11 protein-coding genes are annotated in these 11,947 nt (G+C 67.5%); 5 read left to right on the forward strand and 6 right to left on the reverse strand.

Going from position 1 to position 11,947, the window contains the following annotated elements:
* Positions 1 to 10: 10 nt before the first annotated feature.
* Together VGR67_08710 and VGR67_08715 are read left to right on the forward strand one after the other, a co-directional pair.
* Positions 11 to 1,870, forward strand: coding sequence for an ABC transporter ATP-binding protein (locus VGR67_08710; protein HEV8336481.1), 1,860 nt, complete (start codon positions 11 to 13; stop codon positions 1,868 to 1,870).
* Entirely contained in the window at positions 1,867 to 3,498 is a 1,632-nt protein-coding gene (locus VGR67_08715; GenBank protein HEV8336482.1) for a glycosyltransferase family 39 protein, read from the forward strand. The genes VGR67_08710 and VGR67_08715 overlap by 4 nt, the downstream gene beginning before the upstream one ends.
* 122 nt (positions 3,499 to 3,620) lie before the next feature.
* Here the strand turns inward: VGR67_08715 and VGR67_08720 are convergent, their stop codons facing one another.
* Genes VGR67_08720 through VGR67_08730 form a run of 3 tightly spaced genes read right to left on the reverse strand, consistent with a single transcriptional unit; the run spans position 3,621 to position 6,588 of the window.
* Positions 3,621 to 4,778: a glycosyltransferase family 4 protein gene (locus VGR67_08720; GenBank protein HEV8336483.1), complete on the reverse strand. Its 1,158-nt coding sequence runs from the start codon at positions 4,776 to 4,778 to the stop codon at positions 3,621 to 3,623.
* Positions 4,775 to 5,386 (reverse strand): class I SAM-dependent methyltransferase, encoded by a 612-nt coding sequence (locus VGR67_08725; protein HEV8336484.1) that lies wholly within the window; start codon positions 5,384 to 5,386, stop codon positions 4,775 to 4,777. Before VGR67_08725 ends, VGR67_08720 begins: the two co-directional genes overlap by 4 nt.
* A 14-nt stretch (positions 5,387 to 5,400) precedes the next feature.
* Complete coding sequence (locus VGR67_08730) at positions 5,401 to 6,588, reverse strand: glycosyltransferase family 4 protein (protein ID HEV8336485.1); 1,188 nt, start codon at positions 6,586 to 6,588, stop codon at positions 5,401 to 5,403.
* An 88-nt stretch (positions 6,589 to 6,676) separates the two neighbouring features.
* Between VGR67_08730 and VGR67_08735 the strand changes: the two genes are divergently transcribed.
* The gene (locus VGR67_08735; protein ID HEV8336486.1) at positions 6,677 to 7,873 is read left to right on the forward strand and encodes a glycosyltransferase family 4 protein; all 1,197 of its coding nucleotides are present in this window, start codon (positions 6,677 to 6,679) and stop codon (positions 7,871 to 7,873) included.
* Positions 7,874 to 8,016: 143 nt separating this feature from the next.
* Here the strand turns inward: VGR67_08735 and VGR67_08740 are convergent, their stop codons facing one another.
* Together VGR67_08740 and VGR67_08745 are read right to left on the reverse strand one after the other, a co-directional pair.
* A complete protein-coding gene (locus VGR67_08740; GenBank protein ID HEV8336487.1) occupies positions 8,017 to 8,580 on the reverse strand; it encodes a hypothetical protein in 564 nt (187 codons plus the stop codon).
* A 58-nt stretch (positions 8,581 to 8,638) separates the two neighbouring features.
* Positions 8,639 to 9,304, reverse strand: a complete 666-nt coding sequence (locus tag VGR67_08745) for a hypothetical protein (protein HEV8336488.1) — start codon at positions 9,302 to 9,304, stop codon at positions 8,639 to 8,641.
* Between the two features lie 57 nt (positions 9,305 to 9,361).
* Here VGR67_08745 and VGR67_08750 point away from each other — a divergent pair, with 57 nt between their 5' ends.
* Positions 9,362 to 10,030, forward strand: coding sequence for a hypothetical protein (locus tag VGR67_08750; GenBank protein ID HEV8336489.1), 669 nt, complete (start codon positions 9,362 to 9,364; stop codon positions 10,028 to 10,030).
* Positions 10,027 to 10,776 carry a glycosyltransferase family 2 protein gene (locus VGR67_08755; GenBank protein ID HEV8336490.1) on the forward strand — a complete coding sequence of 250 codons (750 nt, stop codon included), beginning with the start codon at positions 10,027 to 10,029 and terminating at the stop codon, positions 10,774 to 10,776. Before VGR67_08750 ends, VGR67_08755 begins: the two co-directional genes overlap by 4 nt.
* Here VGR67_08755 and VGR67_08760 read toward each other — a convergent pair.
* The gene (locus tag VGR67_08760; GenBank protein HEV8336491.1) at positions 10,742 to 11,947 is read right to left on the reverse strand and encodes a VWA domain-containing protein; all 1,206 of its coding nucleotides are present in this window, start codon (positions 11,945 to 11,947) and stop codon (positions 10,742 to 10,744) included. The genes VGR67_08755 and VGR67_08760 overlap by 35 nt on opposite strands.

Here is an 11,947-nt window from a genome sequence, read left to right on the forward strand (position 1 = left end):
CCGGGCGGACATGAAGGATCTGTTCCGCCTCCTGCGCTACGCCCGCCCCTACCTGGGCAAGCTGCTCATCGCCCTGGCCTGCGCGGCCCTCTCCTCGCTCGTCATCCTGGCGCTCGTCAGTCTGGTCCTCCCTCTGGTCAATGAGGTCTTCCCGGAAGCGGGCGGCATCCTGCCGCACCACGGGAGCGCGAAGTTCAACGCCCTGGAATACTCCGACAAGGTCCTGGGAGAGGGCTGGATCACCCGCTACTCGTCGTTCGGGAAGAGGCTCGTCGAAAAGGGGAGGGACACCACGTTCCTCTCGATCGCCGTCCTCATCCTGTTTCTCTACCTGGTCAAGGGCGTCCTGACCTATTTCAGCGCTTACTACGTCCGGTACGTCGGGCTCCAGACGATCCTCGATCTGCGCCGGGACCTCTACGCGCGGATACACCGCCAGGGGCTCGCCTTCTTCTCGTCTCATCCCACCGGGCTGCTGATCTCCCGGATGACCTCCGACATCGCCCGGATGCAGCGGACGGTCTCCGGGGATCTCGCTGACATCTTCCGGCTGGGCTTCATCATCATCGGCCAGGTGATCTGGGTCTTCTATCTGTACTGGAAGCTCTCGGCCGTCTGCCTCGTAATCCTGCCGCTCGTCGTGTATCCGATCGTGCGCTTCGGACGCCGGCTGAAGGTCACCAGCCGCTTCAGTCAGGAGAAGATGGCGGAAGTCACGAACATCCTCAAGGAGACGATCGCCGGGAACCGAATCGTGAAGGGCTTCGGGATGGAGGACTACGAAGTCCGGCGCTTCGCGGAGGCGCTGCGGAAAGTCCAGCGGCAGGAGCTGCGGGGCGCCCGGATGGTCTCGCTCTCGCCTCCGATCATGGAGATGGTGGGGGCGCTCGCCGCCGCCCTGCTCATCGGATACGGGGGATACCAGATCGCCCGCGGCGCGGTGAACCCGGGCGAGTTCAGCAGCTTCCTCATCTCCCTGATCTGGCTGTACGCCTCCGTGAAGAACCTGGCCAAGATCAACAACGACTTCCAGCAGTCGATGGCCGCGACCCGGCGGGTCTTCGAGATGATCGACGCGGACCTGGAGATCCGCGAGAAGCCGGGAGCCGTCGAGATGCCTCCCTTCCGGTCGGCGATCCGGTTTCAGGACGTGTCGTTCACCTATGGGAGCAAGCCGGTCCTGGAAGGGGTGAACCTGGAGGTCGGCGCCGGAAAGGTCGTGGCGATCGTCGGCAGCAGCGGCGCCGGGAAAACGACGCTGGTGAACCTCCTGCCCCGCTTCTACGATGTGACCGGCGGCGCGATCCTGATCGACGGCCGGGACGTCCGCGACGTCACGCTCGCCTCGCTGCGGCGGCAGATCGGCATCGTCACCCAGGAGGTTCTCCTCTTCGACGACACGGTGAGGAACAACATCGCCTACGGCCGCCAGGACGTTTCGCTCGCCGACGTCGAAGCGGCCGCGCGGGCCGCCTACGCGCATGACTTCATCCTGCGGCTGCCCCTCGGCTACGACATGCGCCTCGGTGAGGCGGGTCACCTTCTCTCCGTCGGGGAGCGCCAGCGGATTTCGATCGCCAGGGCGCTGCTCAAGGACTCTCCGATCCTGATCCTGGATGAAGCCACCTCCGCGCTCGACACCGAATCGGAGGCGATGGTCCAGAAGGCCCTCAACAACCTGATGCAAGGACGGACGGTCTTCGTCATCGCCCACCGCCTCTCCACCGTGAGAAACGCCGACGTCATCACCGTCCTGGAGCAGGGGCGGATCGTGGAGCAAGGGAGCCACGACGCGCTCCTTGCCCGTCGCGGGGCGTACGCGCGGCTGTACGAGCTCCAATTCCGTGAGGGCGCGGCTTCGACGTCATGACCTGGGACGCGCGCTACCGCCTGATCCTCCTCAGCGCCTGCCTCGCCCTGTTCACCGCCAATTTGGGGGGCCGCGATTTCTGGGAGCCCGACGAGCCGCGCTACGCCGGGATCGCGCGCGGCATCGTCGAGTCCGGGAATTATCTGAGCCTGACAGAGAACGGCCGCCCCTACACTCACAAGCCGCCTCTCTACTTCTGGCTGCTCGCGGCCGTGGGGAGCCTCGGGCCGGGTGTGACGCCGCTGAGCGCCCGAATACCGAACAGCCTTCTGGCGCTCGCTGCCGTCTTCCTCCTGTACCGGCTGGGCAGGGATCATTTCTCCCCCCTCGCCGGCCTGTTCGGCGCGCTGGTCCTGGCCACGACGCAGCGCTTCTTCCTCGAGGCGCGGTGGGTTCATCTCGACATGCTCCTGACTCTTTGCGTGCTCTGGGCGCTCGACGAGTCGTTCCGGGCGCTGGAGCGGCAGGAGCGCTGGCGGTGGGCCCTGGTCTACCTGGCGGCCGGCCTCGGTTGCTTGACGAAGGGGCCGGTGGCGCTCGCCATCCCGGGGGCGGTCCTGATCACGTTCCTCGCCTCCACCCGCGAGCTCTCCCGGTTGAAGGAAACGGGATGGTGGTGGGGAATTCCGGCCGCGCTCCTGCCGGCGGGCCTTTGGCTCTGGGTCTTCTCTCGAAGCGCGGGATTCGATCCCGGCGGAGTGGTGCGGATCCACGTCTTCCGGCGACTCTGGGAAGGGGTCCATCACCCGCGCCCCTTGTATTACTACTTCCTGTCTCTTCCGCTGGAATTCCTTCCCTGGACCCCGTTTCTCGCCGGGGCCGTCGTCTCGACCTTTCCGCGCTTGGGCGGCGCCAAGAGCCGTCCGACCCTGTTCCTCTACGCTTGGATCGTGGGCGGACTCGCTCTGTTCAGCCTGGCGGCGGAGAAGCGCCCTTCCTACCTCCTGCCGATCCTCCCGCCCCTGGCCCTGCTGATCGGCCTGCTGTTCGAGAATTACCTGATCCGGTGGGATGCCGCCCCGATCCGCAAGTGGATCGGCGCGCCTTTGCTCGCCTACAGCGCCGTCTGCCTGGGAGGAGTGCTTTGGATCCCTTTCGGCGCGAAGGCGCACTCCGGCCTGGCGGAGCGTCTTTTGCCGGTCGGGATCCTTTACATCGTGGCCTTCGCCGCGGCGCTCACGGCGCTGCGCCTCGGCCGGCGCGGCGCGACCCTCGTTCTGCTTCTGGCGGGGTTCTGGGGAGGGTATCTCTGGATCGCCGGATCGCTCTTGCCGTGGCTGAATGGCTACAAGTCGGCCCGGCCCTTCAGCGAGCGAATCCTCTCGCGGATCGGTCCGGCCCCCCTCGGCATCTTCAAGGATTACAACGCCGGTTTTGGGTTCTATACGCGGCGACGGATGCAAGTGATCCGCAGGAGCGCCGATCTCGAAGGATTCCTTTCCCAGCCGGGCGTCGCTTTCTGCCTGGTCCCGTCAGGCGACTACGACCATCTCCGCCGCCAGATCCCGCTGCGCGAATGGGATCGGGAAGCGGTCGGTCACCGCGTATTCGTTCTGGTCTCACGCGCGGAAGCGGCCTCGCCCCCCCCCATAATCCTCAAGTCGCCCTCCCCGAGACGAATGCCTTGACCCAAGGTCTTCGGCGGCGAGGCTCCGCCGGCGCGCGGCGCGCCAAGCGTTTCCGCCAGGGGGATGCAACGCCGCAGGTCGGGGTGGATCGAGGCCGAGCAGGAGATTTCAGGGGCGCGATCCTATCCTCGGTAGACTTCGAGAATCCGTTCCACGAGGACGTTCCAGTCGAAATGATCCAGGGCGTATCGCCGGCCCGCCGCTCCGATCCGCTCCGCTTCCGCGGGGTCGAGCAGCAGGCGCAGGATCGCCCCGGCGAGACGCGCGGCCGCGCCGGAGGAAAGCAGCGCCGGAGCGTCGTAGGTCGACTCCCCCGATTCCATCAGCTCCACCAGGACTCCTCGGTCGCCCTCTCCGAGCAGCTCCTCCAGGCCGCCGAGCCGGCTCGCCACCACCGGCCGGCCCATGGCCATCGCTTCCAGGCAGGCGTGGCTCGTCGATTCCATCGTCGAAGGAAAGACGACCACCTGCGCGGCCGCAAGATAACCGGCGACCGCCGAGTTCGGAATCGCCCCCACGAAGTCGACGCGCTCCTCCAGCCCCCGATCGCGCGTCAGGCGCCGGAGCTCGGGCTCCTGGGATCCCCATCCCCCGATGACGAACCGAGCTTCGGGACAGCGGGAGAGAATCAGCGGCGCCGCTTGGATCAGATACTGAATTCCGTTCTTCGGGACCAGGCGGCGCATCGCGAGGACGACAGGATGTCCCTCGTACCGGCGGCGCAACGATTCGGGAGGCGGGGTTCCCGCCCTGAATTCGTCGGTGTCGACTCCGTTGGGGATCACCTGAATCCGCGCCGGATCGGCGTAACGGGCGGCGAGCCGGGCGAATTCGGAGCTGGTCGCGATCACCGCGTCCGCCCCGGAGAGCGACAGGCGCCGGTATCGCCGGTGGCTCCACTTCTTGAGGGCCGAATCGGCCGGGTTATCCAGGAGGCCGAGGCCGTGGAGGGAGACGACGAAGCGGCGTCCGATCCGGCGCGCAATCGGAGCGGAGAGGGCGGCGAGGCGATAGCAATACCGCGAGTGGACGACGTCCGCGTCGCGGAACAGAGCGGCGAGCAGCCCGCCGAGCCGGCGTCGGTGCACCGGATCGAAGCGGTGCGGCGCCCGGATCACCTCCAGGCCCCCCGCCTCCGGGCCTTCCTGCGCGTGCTTCTCGGTCGTGACCAGCGTCACCGACTGGCCCGTCTTGCGCAGGTATTTCGCCAGGCGGAAGGCGCCCATCTCCTGGCCCCCCAGCCGCGGGAGGTAAGAATCGGCCGTGATGACGACTTTCATGCGGAAGTTCGATCTCCGGCGGGAATGACGACGCGCATGTCGGTCTTCTCGGATCCGTCCTTCTCGTAGCGGCGCTTGCGCAAGTCGACGACGGCGCCCGGAAACGCGCTGAAGGAGGACTCGTCGAGCGACGCCAGGTGCTTCCGGTTGAGCCGCCCCCGATAGGGGACCGTGACGATCACCCCCCGCCCGGCGGCGGCCACGACGCGCGCAAGAACCTGCGCCGTGTCGCGAAAATGCTCCAGGGTCTGCACCATCAGGAGGTAGTCGTAGCCGCGCGGCAGATCCTCCCGGAGGAGATCTCCCTGTCGTGTCGGAATGACCGAGTCCTTCGCGGCGTTCCGGCTGATCTCGAACCCCTCCACCTGCCAAAGGGGACAGATCTCCATCAGCCGCCTTCCGCCGTATCCGAATCCGCTTCCGACGTCGAGGATTCTCGAAGGCTCCCGCGGAATCGCCTCGGCGGCGAAGTCGTAGAAGCTCAGACGCGCTTCCGACGCCCATTTCCGGTTCGCCTCGCCTCCACCGTACTCCCGCTCCCAAAAGACGCGGGGGTTGCCTTTCCGGAGCGAGGCGCTCAACCGTCTCAGAAAGCCCCAGGCGCCCATGCCCTCCTCGAGACTCAGCGGGACGCTGAGGACGGACGCCGCCCGCGGGTCGCCGCGCCGTCCTTTCCCGTCTCGCGCCGGTCCAGAACGCCCTCGAAAAGAGCCTCCATGCCGGCGACCATCGCCGCCGGCGAGAAGAGCTTCCGCACGCGACGGCGGCCGGCCCGCCCCATCTCGGCCGCCCGGCCGGGAGAAACGAGAAGCTCGGCTACGCGCCGCGCGAACCCCTCGCGATCGTCTGGCTCGCAGAGAAATCCCGTCTCCTCGTGCGCGACCGCTTCAGGTAGCCCTCCGACGCGGAACGCGACGACGGGCAGGCCATGGGCCATCGCCTCGAGCGCCGTCTTGGGGAAACCCTCGCTGCGGGACGTGTGAGTGTAGACGCGCATCGTGCGATACCAGGGACTCATGGCGCGCTGCTCTCCCGCGAACCAGATCCGCTCCGCGACGTTGCAGTCACGGGCCACCGACTCGAGCCATTTCCGGCGATTCTCCTCCAGCCCGCCGACGAGCAGACCGCGCGCCTCCGGAACGCCGCCGGCGACTCGCGACAGGATCTCGAGGAAGAGCTCGGGACGCTTGATCTCTCGCAGACCGACGATTCCGGCGACTGGTGCGTCTCCCGGCCAGGCGGAAGGAAGCGCGGCCCCATCGCGGCCTTCCTCTTCGGTGGGGAGCTCGATTCCGGTGGGAACGGCGAGCGACGGATTCTCCCGAGCTCCCCGGCTGCGGAGAAAGTCCCGATACCCTCGAAGCGCCGCCTCGCTGACGGCGCCGACCGCATCGGCCTCCGCGACCCGGTATTTTTCGTAATAGCGCGCCGGCCGATCGGCCTGCCGGAGGAAGCAGATCCACGGGAGGCCGCACTGCCGCGCGGCGGCACGGGCGAAAGGGGCCAGCTCCGCGTGGTTCGAGAGGAGAAATTGGGAGCCGAGGCGCCTCGCCTGCACCGCGATCCGCCGCCCGACCAGCGGCAGCCTCCAGAAGGCGTCGTGCCGGTGATACGTCCGGAGCCCCGGCACCCGGACGACCCGGATCCCTTCCTTCTCGAACGCCTCCGACAGCAATCCGTCACGCGGCACCGCCACCGACATCTCGTAACGCCGCCGGTCGAGGTGGTGCCCCAGGGTCAGCAGCGCATTATTGGGGCTGAACGCCAGAGGCCGCGGCAGCGTCTGCAGGACGAGAAAGCGGCGGATCACGGGGGCGCCTCGCGGCATGAAACGCGTTTGACGCTCGAGCGACGGGGATCATAGCATAGCGTCGAACCCGCGCCCGAGGGTCGTTCCGATGGATCCTTCATCCCTCACCGTCCTTCACACCAACTTCCATCGCGGCTGGGGCGGCCAGCCGTCGCGGATCCTGATGCTGTCGCTGGGCCTCGCCCGGAAGGGGCACCGAATCGTGATCGCGGCGCCCGAGGGCTCCATCCTCGCCGCCCGCGCCAAAGCGGCGGGGCTCGAGACTTTCGAGAAGGCTCGCTTCCTCAAGACCAGCCATCTCGCGAGCGCTGTTCGCGACTCCTTTTCCTTGAAAGCCCTGCTCCGCTCGCGCCGCTTCGACCTCGTCGACGCGCACGGCTCGCAGGATCTCTGGGCCACGGCGGCGGCCCGGTGGCTCGAGGCCTCTCCCGTCCCGCTCATCTTCACGCGACACAACACCAAGCGGGTGGCGGCTCATGCCCTGAACCGGCTTCTCTACCGACGGGCGGTCGACCATCTCATCGTCGCGAGCACGGCGGTGCTCGACCGGTATCGTCCCTTCCTGGAGCGGGGCGATCTCGACGCCGCCCGCGTCTCCGTCGTCCACTCCTCCTTTTGGGAGGATCGCTTCGGCGACTGGCTCGATGGCTCCTCACTCCGTCGCGAGCTGGGCGCCGGTCCGGGCGAGCCCCTCGTCGGCGTCATCGGGCGGCTCGTCCGTGACAAGGGAGGGATCCACTTCTTGCGGGCCGCGGCGCAGGTCGCCCGCGAGTTTCCGGCGGCCCGATTTCTCTTCGCCGGAAGGGGAACGGAAGAAGAGGCGCTGAAGCGGGCGGCGGCCGATCTGGGGATCTCCGGCAAGGTCGCCTTTCTCGGATTCCGCGAGGACATTCCCGCGGTGACCGCCGCGCTCGATCTCTCCGTGCTGCCGTCGATCGATTGTGACGCCTCCCCCGCCGTCCTGAAGGAGGCGATGGCGGCCGGCCGGCCGGTTGTGGCCACCGACATCGGGGGAGCCGCCGAGATCATCGAGCAAGGGGAGACCGGATTCGTGGTGCCGCCCGCCGATCCCGAAGCTCTCGCGGCCGCCATCGCCTCCGTCCTCCGCAGGCCCGACCGCGGAAGGGGGATGGGCGCCGCCGGGCGGGAGCGGGTCCGGTCGCTCTTCAGCCAGGAGCGTCTCGTCGCCGGCACTCTCGAAGCTTACCGAAAGACGCTCGAGCGCGGGCGGCGCGGCGGGCCGAGAAGCGCCGATCCGAAGCGCAGTGTCGCGTCTCGGAAATGACGTTAACATCGAGGCCGTCGAGGCGCCCGGATCGCAAGGCGCGCCGCAGTGCTGCGTAACCAAGGTGGTACGCAAACAAGGCGCAACGCAGTGAGCCGGGATGCCCCGGCGGCCGATTGTAACGGGATTTCGGAGACGCGACACTAAGGCCGCCAGGTCTTCCAGGCGAAGAAAGCCAGGACGAGAACGACGCCGCTCAGGACGAGATACTCCTGATTCTTGACGGCGCGGCCCAGCGACCAGGGAGTGGTCTTGCCGGTATGCCGGGTGAGCGAAGGGAAGAGAATGGGAACGGCCGCATGGTAGCGCGCCCACGAATCGCCGTGCATCTTCTGCAGCCTTCCTCCCTCGACCCGCAGCTTGCGGGGAATGTAATAGCCGAAGAAGACCAGATAGCCGAGCGCGAGCGCGATCCAGTTCAGGAAGTAATGGTTGCGCGCCATGATGCAGAACCCGGTGAGGATCAGCAGGCGCCCCAGGTAGAGGGGATTCTGCGTGTAGGCGTAGGGACCCGAGTCGATCAGCTCCAGCGACTTGACGAGATGGCCGGCGGCCCAGATGCGGACCGCTTCCCCGGCAGCGACCACGATCGCCCCCAGCGCGAAGAGCGCCGGGGTCGGCCGCGAGAACCAGACCAGCAGCGCGACGAAAAGATAGACCGCCGCCAGGCGAATGACTCCGAGGGCCTTGCTGCGACGCGATGGCAACCGGGTCTCCTTCGGGGCAAATAAAGGCGCGCATCTTAGGATGCGCGGACCGGCGAAGTCAACGGGCGGCGCGCTTCTTGGCGCCACCCGACAGCATCCGGCGCAGCGCCTTGCCGACCCGGTACCAGCGGGGGGGGTGGTCGAGGGCTCGTCTCTCTTCGGCCGTGACGTCGCCGGGCGCGTGGCGGCTCTTGAGCTTCAGCGCGGCGCGTCGATCCGAGGCGCACGCCGCCTCGAACAACCCGCGCGCGGCGCCGCGGCGAAACACCGCGGTCGAGAAGTCGACGAGGAAAGGTCCCCCGGTGGAGGAGAGGATCACGTCCCGGTGATGAAGGTCCCCGTGCGCCACGCCCGCCCGGTGGACCGCCTCCAGCAGAGCGAGCAGTCGCGGGAAGAAGTTCGCCGGCAACTCTGCGCGAGGTATCCGCGACAGGTCGCGTCCCTCGATGAGCTCGACGGCGAAGGCGCAGGCATCGATTTGACCCGCGAAGGCTGGAATTCCGGGGATTCCGCGGAGCCGCTCGTAGGCGGCGCATTCACGGCGGATCATCCAGCGGCCGAGGGTTGCGCGGACCCAGGCCGGGCGCCGGGCATAATCCTTGATCGCCAGCCGCCGCCCCGTCTCTTCCCAGAGAAAGATGTCGGCCTTCGTCCAGTTCCTGCCCGATCGGTGCGGGGAGAGTTTCCGGGATGCGAGGCTCTCCCGGGTGGGGGGCGGCGCCATCGTCTTCCGCTTTATGTTACGATCAGCCAACTGGTTGCGTCGGTGGAGGATAGCACATTGGAGCGGGCCCCACAAAGCGTTCCCCCGGCCGCGTCTCCCTCGCTCTGCCTCAATGAAGAGGATCTGCGCTCGGATCGGGTGCGGCTCCACAAAAAGGGGAGATGGGGCAAGGCCGACATCCTGCTCGCCGAGACCTCCTTCGGGAACGCGATCGTCAAGGATTTCGGCCGGAAGCTCCTCCCCGTGCGCTGGTACGGGCGCTGGCAGATTCGAAGGGAGGCCTCGATCTATCGCCGCCTCTCGGGAATTTCCGGCGTCCCCCGCTACTACGGCAGGATCGGCAAGAACGCCATGGCGATCGAATACATCGAAGGGGAGCGAATCTCCCACTGGAAGCGGCGCGAGCTTCCCCCGGCCCTTTTCTCCCGCCTCCGAAGACTCATCGATGAGATTCACTCGCGGGGGATCGTTCACATCGATTTGAGGAAAAGGGACAACATCCTCGTCGACGCGTCCGGCGAAGTCTTCATCATCGACTTCAACGCCTCTTTCCGCTTCCCGCCGGGCAGCCGCGGGGCGCGCTGGCTCCTTCCCTCGCTACGGAAGATCGACCACTTCGGGTTCCTGAAATGGAAGGCCGCTCTCGCCCCGGGGCAGCTCAGCGAGGCGGAGCGGAGCGCCTTCCAGCGGATGACCTTCCTCCGGCGGTTCTGGATATTCAAGTGAGCGCGCCCGCCGTCTCGGTCGTGATTCCGGTGCGCGACGAGCGGGAGAACCTGCGCCCGCTCTGGGAGGAGCTGCGCGTCGCGCTGCAAAAGCTCGACCGGGGCTTCGAGGCGATCTTCGTGGACGACGGCAGCGGCGACGGAAGCGCGGAGGCGCTCGACCGGCTGGCGCGGGAGGATCCCAGAATCCGGGTTTTTCACCTCGAAGAGCCTTCCGGCCAGTCTGCGGCGCTGGAGACCGGCTTCCGCGCATCCCGCGGCGATTTCGTCGTCACGATCGACGCCGATCTCCAGAACGATCCGGTCGACATCCCGCTCCTCCTGGATCGCATGGGGGCGCTCGACCTGCTCGCGGGATACCGGCTGGACCGGCGCGACTCGGTCCTGCGCCGGATCTCCTCCCGGCTGGCGAATCGCATCCGCGACCGCGTCACGGGAGACGCGATCCGCGACGCCGGATGCACCTTGAAAGTCTTCCGCCGCCGCTGCCTCGAGAGGATCCTTCTCTACGACGGCATGCACCGCTTCCTGCCGACGCTGCTGCGCCTCGAGGGGTACCGGGTGGGAGAGGCCCCGGTGCGGCATCGGCCGAGGGTCTGGGGCTCTTCCAAGTACAACGTCAGAGGACGGCTGTTCCGCACGTTCGTCGATCTCCTCGCCGTGAGGTGGATGATCAAGCGGCGGCTGAGAGTCCGGATGAAAACGGCGCCGGTCAGCGAGCGGGGGCGAAGTAGCCGGGCCGGGTGACGAGCCGCACGCCGGGGCGCGAAGCCTCCACGCGCAGGGTGCGCCAACGTCCGTCACGCCGGCCGTTCAGGGGGGAGTACGCCAGCGAGTACTGGCGGCTCAGGTCCTCCGAGATCCGCCGGTAGACGTCCGCCAGCTGTCCCGGACGCTCGGGGTTGTAGAAGCGCCCTCCGGTCTTCTCGGAAAGGGTCTCCAGGATCTCCTTGAGGCTGTGGCGTTGCGCGAGGTCGGTCTCGTCCTCGAGTCGCGCACCCAGGCCGATGGCGTAGACCGTCACCTCGCCGCGGACCACCGCGTCGAGCGCCTCTTCGAACAGATGAAGGCTTCCCGGCGTGTTCTCCTTCAGCGCCTGATCCCTGCCGTCCGACAGAAGAACCAGCGCCTTTCGTCCCTCGAGATCCTTCAGGCGGGAGGCTCCCTCGACGAGCGCGTCGTAGAGCGCCGTTCCTCCTTCCGGCTCGATTCCGAGGATCGCTTTCTCCAGGCGCTTGCGATTCCCGGTGATGGCCTCGATTTCCTTCACCGTGTCGCTGAAGCTCATCACGAGCAGTCGGTCGGGCGCTTGCATCTTGTGGACGAACTCCGCCGCCGATTTCCGCGCGATTTCCATCCGCCGCCCCGTCCCCATGCTGTTGGACGAATCGATCAGCAGCGCGATCGAAAGGGGCTGCCGCGCGGCGGTGAAATGGCTGATCTCCTGCGGGACGCCGTCCTCGAAGACGCGGAACTCCTCGCGGCGCAGATCGCTGACGCCTTCCCCTTTTTCGTCGAACGCGTTCACGAAGAGGTTGACGAGAGCCACGGACTCGCGCTCCCCGATGCGGAGAGGGGGCGTCTCCATCACGGCCGACGCGGTGTTGCCCGCGGTGTCCGTCGCCACGGCCCGCAGGCGGTGCGGGAGGAATTCCGGGCCTGCGTTCCAGACGATCTCGAAGGGAGGTTTCTCCAGGGTCGCGACGTGCTGATCGTCGATGAAAAGATCGATCTTCAGGAGGCGGCTTCCCTCCGGAAGGGTGACGGCCAGCGCCACGCGCGTCTCGCCGCTCACCGGCCGGTGCGCGGCCGGGGCCGCGAAGCGCAGCGACAGCTCGCCGGGCTCGGCCGCGGCGAGCAGGAGGATCGACAGGGCCGCGAGCCAGAGGGTCGATCGAGGACGGCGCGGGCGCCCCAT

The organism is Candidatus Polarisedimenticolia bacterium (assembly GCA_036004685.1).
GTDB lineage: Bacteria > Acidobacteriota > Polarisedimenticolia > Gp22-AA2 > AA152 > DASYRE01.